Origin of the sequence: Streptomyces spinosus (assembly GCF_020400655.1) — a bacterium.
Taxonomy (GTDB): Bacteria; Actinomycetota; Actinomycetes; order Streptomycetales; family Streptomycetaceae; genus Streptomyces; species Streptomyces argyrophylli.
The window spans coordinates 262,467-279,249 of record NZ_JAINRC010000011.1; the positions used below are offsets into that span (position 1 = coordinate 262,467).

Annotated in this window: 18 protein-coding genes; 8 read left to right on the plus strand and 10 right to left on the minus strand. The window is 74.2% G+C overall.

Annotated features, from left to right (window positions below):
* Window positions 1-51: 51 nt before the first annotated feature.
* The 3 genes from LG395_RS22125 to LG395_RS22135 form a co-directional block, all read right to left on the minus strand.
* The gene (locus LG395_RS22125) at window positions 52-678 is read right to left on the minus strand and encodes a YigZ family protein (protein ID WP_225810949.1); all 627 of its coding nucleotides are present in this window, start codon (window positions 676-678) and stop codon (window positions 52-54) included.
* A 34-nt stretch (window positions 679-712) separates the two neighbouring features.
* A complete protein-coding gene (locus LG395_RS22130) occupies window positions 713-1,255 on the minus strand; it encodes a SixA phosphatase family protein (RefSeq protein ID WP_225810950.1) in 543 nt (180 codons plus the stop codon).
* A gap of 412 nt (window positions 1,256-1,667) precedes the next feature.
* The gene (locus LG395_RS22135) at window positions 1,668-2,591 is read right to left on the minus strand and encodes a hypothetical protein (RefSeq protein WP_225810951.1); all 924 of its coding nucleotides are present in this window, start codon (window positions 2,589-2,591) and stop codon (window positions 1,668-1,670) included.
* Between the two features lie 142 nt (window positions 2,592-2,733).
* Here LG395_RS22135 and LG395_RS22140 point away from each other — a divergent pair, with 142 nt between their 5' ends.
* The 3 genes from LG395_RS22140 (at window position 2,734) to LG395_RS22150 (ending at window position 6,307) form a co-directional block, all read left to right on the plus strand.
* Entirely contained in the window at window positions 2,734-3,141 is a 408-nt protein-coding gene (locus LG395_RS22140; RefSeq protein WP_171158436.1) for a CoA-binding protein, read from the plus strand.
* 201 nt (window positions 3,142-3,342) lie between these two features.
* Window positions 3,343-4,983 (plus strand): APC family permease, encoded by a 1,641-nt coding sequence (locus LG395_RS22145; RefSeq protein WP_171158435.1) that lies wholly within the window; start codon window positions 3,343-3,345, stop codon window positions 4,981-4,983.
* Window positions 4,984-5,086: 103 nt separating this feature from the next.
* Window positions 5,087-6,307: a 4-hydroxybenzoate 3-monooxygenase gene (locus LG395_RS22150; RefSeq protein ID WP_249399985.1), complete on the plus strand. Its 1,221-nt coding sequence runs from the start codon at window positions 5,087-5,089 to the stop codon at window positions 6,305-6,307.
* 5 nt (window positions 6,308-6,312) lie between these two features.
* On the opposite strand, the gene LG395_RS22155 is transcribed toward LG395_RS22150, so the two are convergent.
* Complete coding sequence (locus tag LG395_RS22155; RefSeq protein ID WP_171160175.1) at window positions 6,313-6,666, minus strand: ArsR/SmtB family transcription factor; 354 nt, start codon at window positions 6,664-6,666, stop codon at window positions 6,313-6,315.
* A 74-nt stretch (window positions 6,667-6,740) separates the two neighbouring features.
* On the opposite strand from LG395_RS22155, the gene LG395_RS22160 reads away from it, so the two are divergent.
* The gene (locus tag LG395_RS22160; protein ID WP_225810952.1) at window positions 6,741-7,895 is read left to right on the plus strand and encodes a cation diffusion facilitator family transporter; all 1,155 of its coding nucleotides are present in this window, start codon (window positions 6,741-6,743) and stop codon (window positions 7,893-7,895) included.
* 40 nt (window positions 7,896-7,935) lie between these two features.
* On the opposite strand, the gene LG395_RS22165 is transcribed toward LG395_RS22160, so the two are convergent.
* Window positions 7,936-8,493, minus strand: coding sequence for a YbaK/EbsC family protein (locus LG395_RS22165; protein ID WP_225810953.1), 558 nt, complete (start codon window positions 8,491-8,493; stop codon window positions 7,936-7,938).
* A gap of 43 nt (window positions 8,494-8,536) precedes the next feature.
* Entirely contained in the window at window positions 8,537-9,109 is a 573-nt protein-coding gene (locus LG395_RS22170) for a helix-turn-helix domain-containing protein (RefSeq protein WP_171158429.1), read from the minus strand.
* Window positions 9,110-9,218: 109 nt separating this feature from the next.
* On the opposite strand from LG395_RS22170, the gene LG395_RS22175 reads away from it, so the two are divergent.
* Window positions 9,219-10,076: an EamA family transporter gene (locus LG395_RS22175; protein ID WP_171158427.1), complete on the plus strand. Its 858-nt coding sequence runs from the start codon at window positions 9,219-9,221 to the stop codon at window positions 10,074-10,076.
* Between the two features lie 11 nt (window positions 10,077-10,087).
* On the opposite strand, the gene LG395_RS22180 is transcribed toward LG395_RS22175, so the two are convergent.
* Window positions 10,088-10,852, minus strand: coding sequence for an acyltransferase (locus tag LG395_RS22180; protein ID WP_171158425.1), 765 nt, complete (start codon window positions 10,850-10,852; stop codon window positions 10,088-10,090).
* Window positions 10,853-10,961: 109 nt separating this feature from the next.
* On the opposite strand from LG395_RS22180, the gene LG395_RS22185 reads away from it, so the two are divergent.
* The gene (locus LG395_RS22185) at window positions 10,962-11,489 is read left to right on the plus strand and encodes a gamma carbonic anhydrase family protein (protein ID WP_225810954.1); all 528 of its coding nucleotides are present in this window, start codon (window positions 10,962-10,964) and stop codon (window positions 11,487-11,489) included.
* A gap of 39 nt (window positions 11,490-11,528) precedes the next feature.
* On the opposite strand, the gene LG395_RS22190 is transcribed toward LG395_RS22185, so the two are convergent.
* Window positions 11,529-12,173, minus strand: a complete 645-nt coding sequence (locus LG395_RS22190; protein WP_171158421.1) for a DedA family protein — start codon at window positions 12,171-12,173, stop codon at window positions 11,529-11,531.
* A 250-nt stretch (window positions 12,174-12,423) separates the two neighbouring features.
* Between LG395_RS22190 and LG395_RS22195 the strand changes: the two genes are divergently transcribed.
* Window positions 12,424-13,476: a lysylphosphatidylglycerol synthase transmembrane domain-containing protein gene (locus LG395_RS22195; RefSeq protein WP_225810955.1), complete on the plus strand. Its 1,053-nt coding sequence runs from the start codon at window positions 12,424-12,426 to the stop codon at window positions 13,474-13,476.
* Between the two features lie 78 nt (window positions 13,477-13,554).
* On the opposite strand, the gene LG395_RS22200 is transcribed toward LG395_RS22195, so the two are convergent.
* Window positions 13,555-15,498: a ricin-type beta-trefoil lectin domain protein gene (locus tag LG395_RS22200; RefSeq protein ID WP_308071287.1), complete on the minus strand. Its 1,944-nt coding sequence runs from the start codon at window positions 15,496-15,498 to the stop codon at window positions 13,555-13,557.
* A gap of 298 nt (window positions 15,499-15,796) precedes the next feature.
* Here LG395_RS22200 and LG395_RS22205 point away from each other — a divergent pair, with 298 nt between their 5' ends.
* Window positions 15,797-16,225 carry a VOC family protein gene (locus tag LG395_RS22205; protein ID WP_225810957.1) on the plus strand — a complete coding sequence of 143 codons (429 nt, stop codon included), beginning with the start codon at window positions 15,797-15,799 and terminating at the stop codon, window positions 16,223-16,225.
* 68 nt (window positions 16,226-16,293) lie between these two features.
* Here the strand turns inward: LG395_RS22205 and LG395_RS22210 are convergent, their stop codons facing one another.
* Window positions 16,294-16,755, minus strand: coding sequence for a DUF4442 domain-containing protein (locus LG395_RS22210; RefSeq protein ID WP_171158413.1), 462 nt, complete (start codon window positions 16,753-16,755; stop codon window positions 16,294-16,296).
* Between the last annotated feature and the right edge of the window lie 28 nt (window positions 16,756-16,783).

Below are 16,783 nucleotides of genomic sequence, written 5' to 3' on the forward strand. Positions count from 1 at the left end.
CCGCCATGACCCGTACACCACAAGACCGTTGCGTCCGATTAGACCCAATTGTCAAGCGTCTCCGTAGGCTTCGCCGCCGAGTTCGAAGCCCGCCGTGCCCGCCGTCACATCGGCGAGCCAGGAGCGGAAGGCGTCCACTTCGGCGTCGGGCAGACCGATCTCGATGGTGACGGCCTCGCCGTAGCGGACGTCCCGCACCTCGCGTCCGGTGGCGCGCAGGTCGTTCTGGACCTTGCCGGCGCGCTGGTGGTCGACGGTGACCGTGGCCAGCCGGAAACGGCGCCGGGTGATCGTGCCGAGCGCGTCCAGGGCCTCGCCGACCGAGCCGCCGTACGCGCGGATGAGTCCGCCGGCGCCGAGCTTCACGCCGCCGTAGTAGCGGGTGACGACGGCCACCACGTACCGCATGTCCCGGCGCAGCAGCATCTGCAGCATGGGCACACCGGCGGTGCCGCCCGGTTCGCCGTCGTCGCTGGCCTTCTGCACGGAGGCGTCGGCGCCGATGACGTAGGCCCAGCAGTTGTGGGTGGCGTCGGCGTGCTCCTTGCGCACGGCGGCGATGAAGTCCTGGGCCTCCTGCTCGGTGGCGGCCGGGGCGAGGGCGCACAGGAAGCGGGAGCGGTTGATCTCGGTCTCGTGCACGCCCGCGCGGGCGACTGTGCGGTACTCGTCCTGCATCCGGCCAGCCTATGCGAGCGCCGGACGCCCCTGTTCAGCTCCTCTTCTTCCCGCGCGGGACCGTGAAGGAGGTGAGCAGGGCCGTGCCCGGGGCCAGGGCCGGCCAGTCGGTGCCGTGCCAGGCGAGCACGGCGATGGCGCCGGTCGGGAACTTCGCCCGCACCCGGTCGAGGGTGTCGTCGAGGCCGTCCGCGGCCAGCGTCAGCACCAGTTCCTCCAGGCCGGGGTTGTGGCCGACCAGCAGCAGCGTCCGGACCTCCGGCGGCGCCTCGCGCACGACCTCCAGCAGCTCGGGTGCGCCGGCCGCGTACAGCCGCCGGTCGTAGCGCACCGGCGGCGGCGTGGCCCACTCGGCGGAGGCCAGCTCCCAGGTGCGGCGGGCGCGTACGGCGGTGGAGCACAGGGCGAGGTCGGGCAGCGTCACGGCGGCGAGGGCCCGTCCGGCGGCCGGCGCGTCACGCAGCCCGCGCGGGGCGAGCGGTCTGCGGTGGTCCTCGACACCCTCGGGCCACGCCGACTTCGCGTGCCGCAACACCACGAGCCGCCGCAGCGGACCGGCACCTGCGGGGGCGCTCACGCGGGGCTCCCCGCCGGGGCGCTCACGCGGGGCTCCCGACAGGACACGGCGCCGGCGACCCGCCGTGGCCCCCGGCACCCCCGCACCATCCGGGCCAGGGCCACCGGAGCACCACCGGCACCCAGGGCCGGTCCACCACCGCGGGGGCGATCACGAAAGGCTCCCGGCGGCCACGCGGCGCCGGCACGTCCCGGCCGCCCCCGGAAGACCCGCACCACCTGTACTCGGCCCGCTGAACTCGCACCACCTGCACTCGGCCCGCCGGAACACCACCGGCCACAGCCCCCCCGGCAGCCGCCGACACGTTCACGCGTACCTCCCGACACCACTCGGCGCCGACAACCCGCCATGGCCCCGGGCACTCCCGGACCCGGCCGGCGGGAGCACCGCCGGCCCGCGGCCGCCGGGGCGATCACGCGGGGCTACCGAGGTCGCGTGCGAGGTCCAGGGCGAGCAGGCGGTCGGCGTAGGCGTACGTCTCGAAGCGGGCTCCGTCGGTGAGGTCCGGGGTGGACGCCACGTCCCGCAGCACGTCCAGTACCCCCGGCAGGTCGAGATCGTCCTCCCAGGCGGCCCGCAACCGTGCGCGCACCGGTTCCGGCACCGGTCGTGAGGGACGCCGCGCCCAGCCGGCCATGGCCCGCCGCCAGTCCGCGAGCTGCCCGGCGGCCCGGTCCAGGGCGCCGCCGTCCAGCCGTGCGGGCTGGTGCCGCGGGACGCGGAGCAGGGCGAGCCGGAGCGCCGCGGGGTCGGCGAGCAGGACCGGGAGCGACGGCTGCGGCCCGGCCCACTCCACCGGGGCGACGGCGACCAGGGGGCCCTCTTCCCGTGCCCCCGGCACCGGGTCCCGCGTCGGGCCTGCGGCCGACCGGGCCACCGGCGCCGTCGCCGAGCCCTCGGCCCGTTCGCCCCGTGCCCCCGCCGCCGTCGGGGCCTCGCCCCGCTCCTCGGGTGCCGGGCCGGGCACCGCTCCCCCAGCCGGCTCCCCCGGCACCGGGTCCCTCCCGGTCCACCGCGCCCGTTCCTCCCGCCGGGCGACGCGGATCACCTGGGCCTCGCCCAAGCCGGACGCGAGGTCGCGGTCGTCCTCGAAGGGGCGGATGGCGAGGCGGGTGGCGGCTGTGCGGAGTTCCGGCTGGTCGCGGGGGGCGGTGAGGATCGTCCAGACCGGGGTGCCGCCCAGTTCCAGCGCCCGTACCAGCAGATCCGCGGTGAGCATCACCCTAAGGGCCGTCGGGTCGAGCCCGGAGGCGTCGGTCGCGATGCGGGTCAGGCCGCGCCGGGCGGGCGCGGCGGGGACGGGCTCACCGGTTCGGGCGTCGAGAATGCGCAGCACGGGGCGAGCGTAGGCGGGTGGGCGGCCGTACGCAGCGGCTTGCGCCGATTCCGGACAGCGTGGCGGGGTGCGGCGGGAATCCACACCCGCCGTGGCGATGTTGCCCGGACGCACAGTTCCCCGCAGCCCGAGGAGGCGGCCGATGTACGGCGACGACGCGACCATCCGCAGGATCCTGACCGAGCTGGGCGACACCTGGGCGGTGGTCGGCCTGTCCTCGAACCAGAACCGGCCCGCCTACGGGGTGGCGCGGGTGCTCCAGCGGTACGGCAAGCGGATCGTGCCGGTGCACCCCAAGGCCGAGACGGTGCACGGGGAGCAGGGCTACGCCTCCCTCGCGGACATCCCCTTCGACGTGGACGTGGTCGACGTCTTCGTCAACAGCGACCTGGCCGGCGCGGTGGCGGACGAGGCCGTGGCGAAGGGCGCGCGGGCGGTGTGGTTCCAGCTCGGGGTCGTCGACGAGGCGGCCTACGAGCGGACGCGGGCGGCGGGCACGGAGATGGTGATGGACCGGTGCCCGGCGATCGAAATTCCGCGCCTGAACTAGCCTGTCTCACTTTCTTCTCACAATTCGGCGCTGAATATTGACATTCCCAGACCGCGCTGACCTGTGCGAAGGCTTCACCAAGACACCGGAGATCCCGGGTCAAAACTTGGTTATCGCTCTTCTGTCGGCGCGGAAAGCGTCCCTAATCTGTGGCCTCCTTGCTCGTCGGTCCCGCGTAAACGATCTGAGAGGCCACGCCACATGCCGAAAGTCGACCAAGCTGTGCCGGTAGCCACGACGGGGTCCGGTGGTCTGCGCCGGGACGTCGGGCTCATCGGTCTGATGTGGGCCTCGGTGGGCTCCATCATCGGATCCGGCTGGCTCTTCGGCGCCGAGAAGGCGGTCGTCGCGGCGGGCCCGGCCGCGATCATCTCGTGGCTGATCGGCACGGTGGCGATCGTGCTGCTCGCGCTGGTGCACGCCGAACTCGGCGGCATGTTCCCGGTGGCGGGCGGCACGGCCCGCTACCCGCACTACGCGTTCGGCGGTCTGGCCGGCATGTCCTTCGGCTGGTTCTCCTGGCTGCAGGCGGCGACGGTGGCCCCGATCGAGGTCGAGGCCATGATCGGCTACGCCAAGCACTGGCAGTGGGCCGACGGCCTGCAGTACCACGACCAGACGCTGTCCCCGAGCGGCTTGGCCGTGGCCGTGGTCCTCATGGCGGTGTTCGTCGGCGTCAACTTCTTCGGCGTCCGCGCCCTCGCGCACACCAACAGCGCCGCCACCTGGTGGAAGATCGCCGTCCCGCTCGCGGCGATCTTCATCATCGCGATCGGCAACTTCCACCCCGGCAACTTCACCTCCGAGGGCTTCGCGCCGTTCGGCGCCAAGGGCGTGCTCAGCGCCATCAGCGACAGCGGCATCATCTTCGCCCTGCTCGGCTTCGAGCAGGCGATCCAGCTGGCCGGCGAGAGCCGCAACCCCCAGCGGGACCTGCCGCGCGCGACCCTCGGCTCGGTCGCGATCGGCGCCGTCATCTACATCCTGCTCCAGATCGTCTTCATCGCCGCGCTGCCGCACACCTCCTTCGCGCACGGCTGGGCCCACCTGGACTTCCCTGGCATCAGCGGCCCCTGGGCCGGTCTGGCCACCCTGGTCGGCCTGGGCTGGCTGAGCGTGGTGCTGTACATCGACGCGGTGATCTCGCCCGGCGGCACGGGCCTGATCTACACGACGGCCACCTCCCGGGTGTCGTACGGCCTCGCGATGAACGGCTACGCGCCGAAGCTGTTCACGAAGACCGACAAGCGCGGCGTGCCGTGGTTCGGCCTGATCGTCTCGTTCGTCACCGGCGTGGTCTGTTTCCTGCCGTTCCCGAGCTGGCAGACGCTGGTCGAGTTCATCACCTCGGCGAGCGTGCTGATGTACGCGGGCGCGCCGCTGGCCTACGGGGTGTTCGCCGACCGGCTGCCGCACCGTGAGCGCCCGTACCGGCTGCCCGGCGGCAAGATCATCTCGCCGCTGTCCTTCGTGGTCGCCGACCTCATCATCTACTGGGCCGGCTGGGGCACCCTGTGGCGCCTGGGCTTCGCGATCCTGCTCGGGTACGTGCTGCTCGGCTCGTACGCCTGGTACGCGATCCGCAAGGGGCTGCCGGACGCGCCGCGCCTGGACTTCAGGGCCGCGCAGTGGCTGCCCGGCTACCTGGTGGGCATGGGCGTGATCTCCTGGCTGGGCGGCTTCGGCGGCGGCCGGGGCACCATCGGCCTGTGGTGGGACCTGCTGATCGTGGCGGCCTTCTCCCTGGTCGTCTACTACTGGGCCAAGGCCACCGCGTCGCGGACCGAGGCGATCGAGCGGAGCATCGACGAGGTCGTGGTGACGGACGCGCCCGCGCACTGACCGCTTCCGTGCGCCGGCCACGTCCGCGCACGGTCCCGCTCCCACCACCCCCACGGTGTCCCGTCGGCCGGCCGGCTGACGGGACACCGTCATAATGCCCCGCGTGACGCCTCCTTCCCCCCATCCCAAGTCCCCTCCCGCCGCGCACCGCCCGGTCGTCGTCATCGGCGCCGGGCCGGCCGGCCTGACGGTCGGCAACATCCTGCGTGCCGCCGGTGTCGACTGCCTGGTCCTGGAGACCGAGAGCAGAGCGTTCATCGAACAGCGGCCGCGCGCCGGCGTGATCGAGGAGCGGGTCGTACGCGGCCTGGAACAGCGCGGCCTGGCCGGCGACCTGCCGAAGCGCGCCGAGCGGCACACCGAGTGCGAGTTCCGCTTCGACGGCCGTGGACACCGCTTCGCCTACACGGAACTGACGGGATACCACCACTGGGTCCACCCGCAGCCGCTGCTGGTGACGGACCTCGTGCGCGAGTACGCCGACGAGCGCGGCGGGGAGATCCGCTTCGGCGTGCGGGACGTACGCCTGCACGACCTGGACTCGGACCGGCCCGCCGTGTCCTACACCGACCCGGACAGCGGTGAACGGCACCTGGTGACCTGTGCCTTCGTGGCCGGCTGCGACGGGGCGCGCGGGCCGAGCCGGGCCGCGCTGCCGTCGTGGGCGCGGATCTCCCGGCACGAATACGGCATCGGCTGGCTGGCGCTGCTGGCCGAGGCGCCGCCGTCCTCGGACCGCGTGCTGTTCGGCATGCACGCCGACGGGTTCGCCGGTCACATGCCGCGCGGCCCCGAGCTGACCCGCTACTACCTCCAGTGCCCGCCCGGCGACGACCCGGACTCCTGGCCGCACGAGCGCGTCTGGGCCGAGCTGCAGCGGCGGCTGCGCGCTGCGGACCGCCCGCCGCTGACGGAGGGGCGGCTGCTGGAGAAGCGTGTGCTGGACATGCACAACTACGTGGTGGAGCCGATGGTGTTCGGCCGGCTGTTCCTGGCCGGAGACGCCGCGCACCTCGTCGCGCCGATCGCCGCGAAGGGCATGAACCTGGCCCTGCACGACGCGTTCCTGCTCGGTGACGGCCTCGTCGCCCAGCTCACCGAGGGCGACGCCACGGGACTGGACGGCTACTCGGACGCGTGCCTGCGACGGGTGTGGGACTACCAGGAGTTCTCGCAGTGGCTGTCCGGGATCTACCACGGCCCCTCCTCCGGCGACCCCTACCGCGCCGGCACCGCGCTGGCCCGGCTGCGCCGGATATTCGCCTCACCGGTCGCGGCGGCGGCCTTCGCCGAGCAGTACCTGGGCACGGCCGGGGCGTTCTGAGCCGGTCAGCGCGCCGGTCCGCCGCCCCGTTCGGCGAGACGGTGGTCGGCCGTCCTGAGGGCCTCCTCCACCAGGCGCCGCACGTGTCCGTGGCGCAGTGAGTAGATCACCCGGCGGCCCTCCTTGCGGGTGTCCACCACGCCGGCCAGCCGGAGCCGGGCCAGGTGCTGGCTGACGGCCGGCCGGGCGGCGCCGCACGCCTCGGTGAGCGTGCCGACGTCGGCCTCGCCGGCCGCCAGGGTGTGCAGCAGGGCGAGCCGGGTCCGGTCGCCGAGCAGGGCGAGGAGTTCGGCGGCGAGCGCGAACTGCTCCTCGCCGGGGGTGCGCTCGTGCGCATGGTGCGCAGATGACAGGTGCATGCGTGCGCTCATACGCACATAATGGCTCCGTGGGCGCCACGGCGTCCACTCCCGCCCACCGGAAGGGGATCGACGTGAGCGACCGGCACCCCCCTGAGCACGGCCCGCACGACCACCGTCCGCACGAGCACGGCCCGCACGACCACGGCGGCCCCCACGACCACGGCCCGCATGAGCACCGTCCGCACGAGCACGCCGGTCCGCATGAGCACGCCCGCGGGCACGGGCACGCGCCCGGCTCCCCCCGCCCGCGCCACCGCCTGGCCCATCTCCTCACCCCGCACTCCCACGAGTCCGCCGGGAAACTGGACGCGGCCCTGGAGTCCTCGGTGCGCGGCACGCGCGCGCTGTGGGTGTCGCTGGCCGTGCTGGGGACGACCGCACTGGCCCAGGCGGTCGTGGTGGCCGTGTCCGGGTCGGTGGCGCTGCTCGGGGACACGGTGCACAACGCTGCCGACGCGCTGACCGCCGTACCCCTCGGCATCGCCTTCGTGCTGGGCCGCCGGGCGGCGAACCGCCGGTTCACCTACGGGTACGGCCGCGCCGAGGATCTCGCGGGGCTGGTGATCGTGCTGACCATCGCCGCGTCGGCGGCGTTCGCCGCGTGGGCGGCCGTCGGCAGGCTGCTGGATCCGCGCCCGGTCGCGCAGGTGCCGGCGGTCGCGCTGGCCGCGCTGCTCGGCTTCGCGGGCAACGAGTGGGTGGCCCGGTACCGGATCCGGGTGGGCCGGGAGATCGGCTCGGCCGCGCTCGTCGCCGACGGGCTGCACGCGCGTACCGACGGGTTCACCTCGCTGGCCGTGCTGCTGGGCGCCGGCGGATCGGCGCTGGGGTGGCAGCCGGCCGACCCGCTCGTGGGGCTGGCGATCACGGCCGCGATCGTGCTGGTGCTGCGGGACGCGGCGCGGGAGGTGTTCCGGCGGGTACTGGACGCCGTCGACCCGGCACTGGTGGACCGGGCCGAACACGCGGCGCGCGCGGTCGTCGGGGTGCGTGAGGTGGGCGAGCTGCGCCTGCGCTGGATCGGGCACCGCCTGCGGGCCGAGCTCACGGTGGTGGTGGACGGCGAGGCGACCCTGCGCGAGGCCCACGCGATCGCCGTCGAGACCGAACACGCCCTGCTCCACGCGGTGCCCCGGCTGACGGCCGCCCTGGTCCACGCCGACCCGGCCCCGGTCCCCGGGGAGGCGGACCCGCACCTGGCACTGGCCCACCACGCGACGACGTGAGCCGCACCGGCGTAGGACCGGGCGTCGGGCCGGCCACGGGTCAGGCGACACCCAGGTCGTCCAGCACCACCGCGCCGGGCAGCTCGGCCAGGGCCTTGCCGGGGATCAGGAGCTTGCCGCGGCGGCGGCCGCTGCCCACCAGGACGTAGGGCAGGTCGACGACGGCCGAGTCCAGCAGGACCGGCCAGCCCGTGGGCAGACCGAGGGGGGTGATGCCGCCGTACTCCATGCCGGTTTCGCCGGTCGCCGTCTCCATCGAGGCGAATGACGCCTTGCGGGCGCCCAGTTGGCGCCGGACGATCCCGTTGACGTCGACCCGCGTGGTGGAGAGGACCACACAGGCGGCGAGCGTCGTCTCGCCGGCCCGCTTGCCCGCGACGACGACGCAGTTCGCCGACCGCTCCAGCAGGTCCCGGCCGTAGTGCTCGACGAACACGGCCGTGTCGGCCCACCGCGGCTCGGTGTCGACGTACAGGATCCGGTCGGCCGGGACCGCGCCCTGCCAGCCGCGTACGGCGTCGGCGACCGGGGCGGTCAGCTCGTCCAGGCAGTCCGGGGCGGGGGTCGCGGTGTCGAAGTCTCCGATGGGTGCGCGCATGGCCGCACGCTAGCAAGGACCGCACGCACGCCGTACCGGCGTCTCAGGGCACGGGCGGCACGGAGACGGCCATCACCATCTCCATCGGCTCCTCACCCTGATTGCCGTACCGGTGCGGGACGTTGGCCTCGAAGGAGACGCTCGCGCCGGCCGGGACGCGGTACTCCTCGCCCTCGACGGTGAGCGTCAGCTCGCCCGCGGTGACGTGGACGAGTTCGATGGTGCCGCCGGGGTGCGGCTCGGAGGGGCTGCTCTCCCCGGGCATCAGCCGCCAGTCCCACATCTCCAGCGGTCCGGGTGCCTCGGTGCCGGCGAGGAGCCGGTTGTAGCTGCCCGCCTCGGTGTGCCACAGCCGTACGGCGCGCTCGGCGGGGACGACGCGGACCCTGGGGCCCTGCTCGTAGTCGAGGAGGGTCGTGATGCTGACGCCGAGGGCGTCGCCGATCTTGACGACCGTGCCGATGCTGGGGTTGGTGCGGGCCTGCTCGATCTGGATGAGCATGCCGCGGCTGACACCCGCCCGGGCGGCGAGCACGTCGAGCGTGAAGCCGCGCACCGAGCGCCAGTGCCTGACGTTGCGCGCCAGGGACTGGGTCAGGAGTTCGAGGTCCGACACGTTGCGTCCAATATCCGGGAAGTGCAGTATTTTAGATGGCCTGGTTCAGTCCGGTGAACTACGGTGAGGTGCACCTGATCGTTCACCGAACTGTACTGCGAGGCCGGTCGTGACAGCATTCTTCGCCCTGACCACCAGCCTGCTGTGGGGGCTGGCCGACTTCGGCGGCGGACTGCTGACCCGGCGTACCCCGGCGCTGACGGTCGTGGTGGTCTCGCAGGCCGTCGCGGCGGCCGTCCTGGGCGCGATCGTGCTCGCCACGGGCGGCTGGGCCGAGGCCGGACCCCGGCTGTGGTTCGCGTTCGCGGCGGGCCTGGTGGGGCCGGTGGCCCTGCTCTCCTTCTACCAGGCCCTCGCGCTCGGCCCCATGGGCGTGGTCTCGCCCCTCGCCACCCTCAGCGTCGCGGTCCCCCTCGGCGTCGGCCTCGCCCTCGGCGAGCGGCCGGGACTGCTCCAGGTCACGGGGATCGCGGTCGCCGTCACCGGAGTCGTCCTCGCCGGCGGCCCGCGACTCGGCGGCGCGGCCGTGCAGCGACGCGCGGTCCTGCTCACACTGGTCGCGGCGCTGGGCTTCGGCACGGTGTTCGCACTGATCACGGAAGCCTCGCGGAACGTCACGGGCCTGTTCCTCGCCCTGTTCGTGCAACGGCTGACGAACGTCGCGGTGGGCGGGGCCGCACTCGCCGTCTCGGTCCGGCGCGGCGGCACCGCCCTCCCGGAGGGCGGCTTCCCCTGGGCCTCGCTGCCCGCGCTGGCCTTCGTCGGACTCGCCGACGTCGCGGCCAACGGCACGTACGCCGTCGCCGCCCGGAGCGGCCCGGTCACCGTCGCGGCCGTGCTCGCCTCGCTCTATCCGGTGGTGACCGCGCTGGCCGCGCGCGGCTTCCTCAGCGAGCGGCTGCGCGCGATCCAGGCGGCGGGCGCGGGCCTGGCCCTGCTGGGCACGCTGCTGCTGGCCACGGGCTGAGCCCGCCCCCGTCAGCCCTCGGGCTCCAGCGCGGCCAGCCGGGCCACCGCGTCCTCGTCCAGATCCGCGAGCGCCCGCAGCTGCCCCGGCGTCATACCGTCCGGGATCGGCACCGGGGCGGGGGTCCGCAGCGGCGGCTGCCAGCCCTCCTCGGGCGTCCAGCGCCGTACGACCCTGGCGGGCGCGCCCGCCACCACCGCGTGGTCGGGCACCGTGCCCCGTACCACCGCACCGGCCGCCACGACCACGTTCCGGCCGATCCGCGCGCCCGGCAGGATCACCGCGCCGGTGCCGATCCAGCAGCCCGGGCCGATCTCGACGGGCTCCATCCGCGGCCACTGCCTGCCGATGGGCTCGTGCGGGTCGTCGTAGGAGTGGTTGGTGGAGGTGACGTAGACGTACGGGCCGAAGTAGCAGTCGCTGCCGATGGTGACGGTGGTGTCCGCGATGACATGGCTGCCGCGGCCGAGGACGACGCCGTCACCGATGCGCAGGATCGGCTCCGGGCCGAGGTCCAGGCCGGGCATCAGGCCGGCGGTGAGGGTGACCTGCTCGGCGATGATGCAGTGGGAGCCGAGCCGGATCCAGGGTTCGCCGAAGACCGTGCCGAGCGGGAAGGCCAGCCGGGTGGCCTCGCCGATGGAGCCGAAGCGGAAGCCCGCGGGCCGCTCGGCCGTGACGGACCCGTTGCGCTGCATCCAGGACCAGGCCGCGTGTGCGGCTCGCTGGGCGAGGCCCCGTCGCCAGGATGAGAACGTGTTCTTGCGCTTCGGCACGGGGTCACGTTACTCACCGGTTGCCCACGGCGGAGAGTACGGGCCGCTGTGATCTTTGCCCCACCGGGTGTCGTACGGTGCCGTGTACCGCTGACACGAGGAGACGGTGATGACGCACAAGGCGCTGATCGTGGGTATCGGGGGCAAGGAGCCACGGGTCGACCCCGAGGCGTTCGTGGCACCCACGGCGTCCGTGATCGGGGACGTCACCCTGCACGCGGGGGCCAGCGTCTGGTACGGGGCCGTGGTGCGCGGTGACGTCGAGAGGATCACCGTGGGGGCGCGGGCCAACGTGCAGGACAACGTCACCCTGCACGCCGATCCCGGGTTCCCCGTCACCGTCGGGGAGCGGGTGTCCATCGGGCACAACGCGGTGGTGCACGGAGCGACCGTCGAGGACGACTGCCTCATCGGGATGGGGGCGACCGTGCTCAACGGGGCGGTGATCGGCGCGGGTTCGCTGGTCGCGGCTCAGGCGCTGGTGCCGCAGGGGATGGTGGTGCCCGCCGGGTCGCTGGTGGCGGGTGTGCCGGCGAAGGTGAAGCGGCCCCTGTCCGAGGAGGAACGGCAAGGGGTCACCCTCAACGGCACCCTGTACGCCGAGCTGGGCAAGGCCCACAAGGACGTGCACCGGTAGCGGCGTTCGCGGCGGCGCGGTCCCTCCTCGCCGGACGCCTCAGTCGCCGGCGCCCACCGGTTCCGCTTCCCGCTGGTCCGGCTGGGCCTTCCTCGCCTTGCGCCTGATGATCAGCATGGAGGCCAGGCCGATCAGCACCGCCACCGCCAGGCCGACGTACGAGAAGCGCTTCAGCCAGTCCTCGGCGACGATGCCCACGTAGTAGATGACGGCCGTCGTACCGCCGGCCCAGCAGATGCCGCCGAGGACGTTGGCGATCAGGAACTTCCAGTACGGCATGTGCAGGACGCCCGCGAGGGGCCCGGCGAAGATGCGCAGCAGGGCGACGAAGCGGCCGAAGAAGACCGCCCACATGCCCCACTTCTCGAAGGAGCGCTCGGCGGTGGCCACATGGCCCGCGCTGAAGTGGCGTGGGAACTTCCGGGCGAGCCAGGCCAGCAGCGGGCGTCCGCCCTTGCGGCCGATGGCGTAGCCGATGGAGTCGCCGACCACCGCGCCCGCGGTCGCGCAGGCGCCGAGCACCACCGGGTTGACGCCCGAGTGCTGGGAGGAGAGCAGCGCCGCGGAGACCAGGATGATCTCCCCCGGCAGCGGGATGCCCAGGCTCTCCAGACCGATCACCAGGGCCACCACGGCATAGACGGCGATCGCCGGCACCGAGTCGAGCCATTCCTGGACGTGCACCGCCGGTCCTCCCCTGTCGCTGTCCTTGCCCGCCGGGGCGCCGCATGTAAAGCGCGTCCCAAGGGAAGGCTACCTGGTCGGCGGTGAACGGCCGCTCGCCCGCGTCCGGCCCGCGGCACCGTCGCGCCCCCGCCCCTTACGTTTCCGGCCATCCCGGTGTCACGCGGGAGGGGAAGGCTCTCCGCGGTTCCGCCCGGCCCGCCTCCCCAGGCCCCCGCCGAGGGGCCCACCGCGGAAGGACGACGTCCCCGTGTCCTCACTGCCGCCCCGCTCGCTGCCCCCGGCCGCGGCTCCCGGCCCCGCCGTGCCGGCCCCGCCGGTCACCGCCATGTCTCCAGGCACCACGGCCACGGCCCGGCCGGCGTCCCGGATGTCCGCCCGGCCGGTACGGCTGGCCCTGTGCCTGGCACCCCTGCTGCTCGCGGCCGGCTGGGCCGTGGCCAACCGGCCCGTGGTGTACGAGGGGGTACGGCGGCTGGTCGCGGCCGATCCGGGATGGCTGCTGGCCGGAGCCGGTCTCACCTGTCTGACCTGGGTGGCCGCCTCCTGCGCCCGGCAGGGCGCCCTGCCCGACCGGTTGCCGCCCGGGCTGCTGCTGGCCTCGCAGTTCGCCGCCGGCGCCGCCAACCACGCACTCCCCGCCGGACTCGGCGCGCACGCGGTCACCCTGCGCTTCCTGCGCGGGCGGGGCGTACCGCTGGAGCGGGCGACGGCGTCGATCGGGTTGTACTCGCTGGCCCGGTCCACGGCGAAGACGCTGGTCCTGCTGGTGTTCCTGGTGGCCTCCCCGGCCTCGCGGCGCCTCGGGGACCTGGTCCCCGACGGCCGGCTCCTGGTACCGCTCGCCGCCGTCGCGGGCGGCGCGGCCGCCGTGGCGGGGGTGCTGCTGACGGTCGTACGGCCGTTACGGCGGCCGGTGACCGGGCTGTTGCGCTCCGCCCTGGCCGACGTGCGCGTGGTGCACTCACGGCCCTGCCGGGTGCTCGCCCTGTGGGGCGGGGCGGTCGCGATGCCGCTGGTGCAGGCGGGCACGCTGGCCTGCGTCGGGGCCTCGCTCGGGCTGGGCCTGCCGTGGGAACAGGTGGTGCTGGCCCACCTGGCGGCGGGCACGGCCGCCGGGGCGGTGCCGGCGCCGGGCGGGCTGGCGGTCGACGCGGCGCTGGTGTGGACGCTGGTCACGTTCGGCGCCGGGCCCGCGGTGGCGACGGCCACGGTGATCGGGTACCGGGTGCTGTCGGACTGGGTGCCGTTGCTGCCGGGGGCGGTGGTGTTGTCGGTGCTGATCCGGGCGAAAGTGCTGTGAGCGGGCTTGCGCGGGCTCGCCCACCCACCCGCTCGACCCGGGCGTCGACGAGGTTCCCTCGAACCCGCCCGGTCCCGTTCAGACGGGGAACACGGGGGACCTGGTGAGGAGAAGGCCGCCCAGCTCGGTCACGACCCCCGCTTCCCCGGCCGGCGGCTCAGGCTCCGGCGCCGCCGCGCGGACCCGCGTGATGCGCGGCTCGTCCCGCTCCCCGACCTGACCGGGACGCACCGGCTTCGCCCGCGGATCGCCGCCGCCCCTCTCGCGCCCGGGGCCCTGCCCGCCACCGCCCTCCGGCGTCTCCGGCCGCCCTGAACCGGTCCCCCCGGACCCGCCGGACCCGCTGTGGTGGCCGGGCACAGCCCGCACACCGGGCAGGTCCGGGCCCGCGGACCGGGCACGGAAGCCCTGCGGGCCGCCACCCGGCCGGTCCGCCCCCGCACCGGAACCCTGCCGCCCGCCGCCCGGCCCGACCGCCCCCGCACCGGAACCCCCCGGTTCCGCACCGGACCGCGCCGCCGTGCCCGTGTCCGCCTCCAGCACCCACCTCTGCTTCGCCGATCCGTCGCGTTCTCCCAGCCGGACTTCCGCGCCGGGACGCCCGGACTCCTGTGTCAGGGCCGACTCGTGGTGTCCGCGCAGCAGGATCTCGCCGCGCACCGTGACGTCGTACGACACCTCGCCGGCGGGCACGACGCAGACGGCCAGGGTGACGCTCTTCGTCCCGGGGTCGGCGGCCAGGCAGAGTGCGGGGTCGGCGGCGCTGTGCAGCAGGCCGTCGTCCCGGTACGACCACTGCTGCGAGGCCGCGGCCGAGCACCGCGCGAGCCGGGCGCCCGCGCCCGCCGCCACCCTGGCGCCGCGCACGTCCAGGCAGAGCCCGGAGCCCAGGCCCCGCAGGGCACCGCGGGCGACCTCGACGGGTGCGCCGGCGGAGGCGGCGGAGGATGAGGTGGCGGGCCGGGCGCCGGCGCCGCCCGGCCGTGCGGTGCCCGCGGCGGGGGCACCCCAGGTGGCGCCGGGGTCCGGGACGCCGCTGTCGCCGGACCGGCCGCGGACCACGAGCACGGCGGCGAGCAGCGCGAGCGAGGTGAGTCCGACGGCGACGGCCTTGCGGTGCCCGGTTCCGGTGCGGTGCCGGCCGCCGGTGGCCGGGGGCGCGGCCGACGGCACCGGCGGGGGCGGCCGTTCCTCGCGGGCGGCGCGGGCGGGGCGCGATGCGAGGTAGCGGCGGGCTCCCCAGCCGAGCACGGTCTCGGCGAGCAGCAGGGGCAGGCCGCCGTCGAAGAGGCCGAGTTGTTCGGCGGCGTACCGGCAGTGGGCGCAGACCGTCAGATGCCGGCGCACGTCGGGCAGCAGGACGCCGCCGCGCCGGATGGGTACGTCGAGGAGCCGGTTGAGGAAGCGGCATTCCCCGGTGGGCGCGAGTTCCCGGTGGGCGCGTACGCAGCCGGCGCGGAATTGCTCGCGCGCCTGCTCCAGGGCGGTGGTCGCGGTGACCGTGTCGATCCCTGACAGACCAGCGGGTATGTTTATGGGTTCGCCTTCGACCTCGGTGTGCCAGAGAAGGCATTGCGAGGCGCCGGGAAGGGCCTGGAATGCACGGGCGGCGAGCTGCCTGTTTTCCGGCGGGCCGGGCTTTGTGGCGTACAGTCCGCGCCCGCCCGTGGTTTTGCGCAATTCCGGCAGGGCGATGCGGGCCGCCTCGTCCGCGGCCCAGGCGCGGACGGTGTCGCGGACGGCGACCAGCAGCCTCGGCCGCAGGGCGCCGCCGGCCACGCCGCCCGCCGCACGGCCGAGCACCCGGTGGAAGGCGGCGGTGGCCACCAGCTGGGCGGCGGGCCCGGCGGCGGCCAGACAGACCACGGCGTAGTCGCGGGTGGCCCGCCAGTGCCGGGCGAGCAGCAGCGCGACGGCGTGGTGACGGCCGTCGTCCGGGCCGCTCAGCCGGGCGACGAGCGCGCGGTCGGACTCCCCGGCCGGGCCGGGGAGGGGCGGGCGTGGGGGGTGGGAGGACTGCACGGAACCATTTCCTTTCCAGCCGCGGGACCGCATGTGGGGGGCGGATCCCGCGGGAAAGCAGTGCCTGATTGGTGCATACCTAAAGGGTCGGCCTTGACGTCGACACCGTCTGCCTTTGCCCTTGCGTGGGGAGGCTCACCTTGGCACAAGCGGCTCACGGGAAACAAGGAGCGAGAATGCTTCCGGCGGAAATCGGTTTTGCCATACCGGGGTTACCGTGGGTATGTCCCAACCGGCACGGCCGAGCGGCGAGTTGATGCCGGGAGACGAGCGGCAGGCCCCCTGCTAAGGTGCGCGGATGTCATCGGCCAAACGCTTCCAAGTCACCTTCGACTGCAGGGAACCGGAGCGCGTCGCTCGTTTCTGGTGCGAGGTGCTGGGATACGTCGTATCGCCGCCGCCGGCGGGATTCGCCACTTGGGACGACTTCGATCGCTCGCGTCCGCCCGAGGACCGGGGTTCGTGGTTCGCGTGCAGTGACCCCACGGAGGTGGGCCCGCGCCTGTTCTTCCAGCGCGTACCCGAAGGCAAGGTCGTCAAGAACCGGGTGCATCTCGACGTGCGGGTCGCCACCGGGCTCGTGGGCGAGGAGCGTCTGGCCGCGCTCGAGGCCGAATGCGCACGGCTGACCGCGCTCGGCGCCGTACGCGAACGCCTCCTGTACGACGGCACCGACGCGTGCATCGGGATGCTGGACATCGAGGGCAACGAGTTCTGCCTCGACTGAGCACGCCCCCTCGGGAGCGTGGCCCCAGCAACGCCCGGAACCGTCCCGGGAGTCGCTGGGGTGCGGGCTCACTTGCGCTGGTCGGCCGGGCGGAGGGTCCACACGACGGTCATCTCGCCGGTCACGGCGCCGTCCGCGCGCCGGATCTCGACGGACACGGGGAACTCGGGGCGCTGTCCGGCGTCCAGTTCGGCGACGACCTCGGCGGCCGGGCGCCCCAGCGTCGCGGTCGCGGTGACGACGCCCATGGCCAGCTTCTTGTAGGCGATCTCGGCCCGCACGGCGAGCGGCACGGCCCGCGTCAACTGGTCCCCGAAGGCGGCCAGCACGATGGCTCCGCTGGCGGACTCCCCGAGGGTGAACATCGCGCCGGCGTGCGGGCCGCCCACGTGGTTGTGGTACGCGCTCTGGTCCGGCAGGCAGACCACGGCCCTGTCGGGCGCGGTCTCGAGGAACTCCAGGTTGAGGGTCCGGGCCATGGGCACGGTGGCGGCGAGCATGTCGCCGATGGACATCTGGTCTGCGCTCATGACCGTCATGTTACTCACGAGTAGCAGA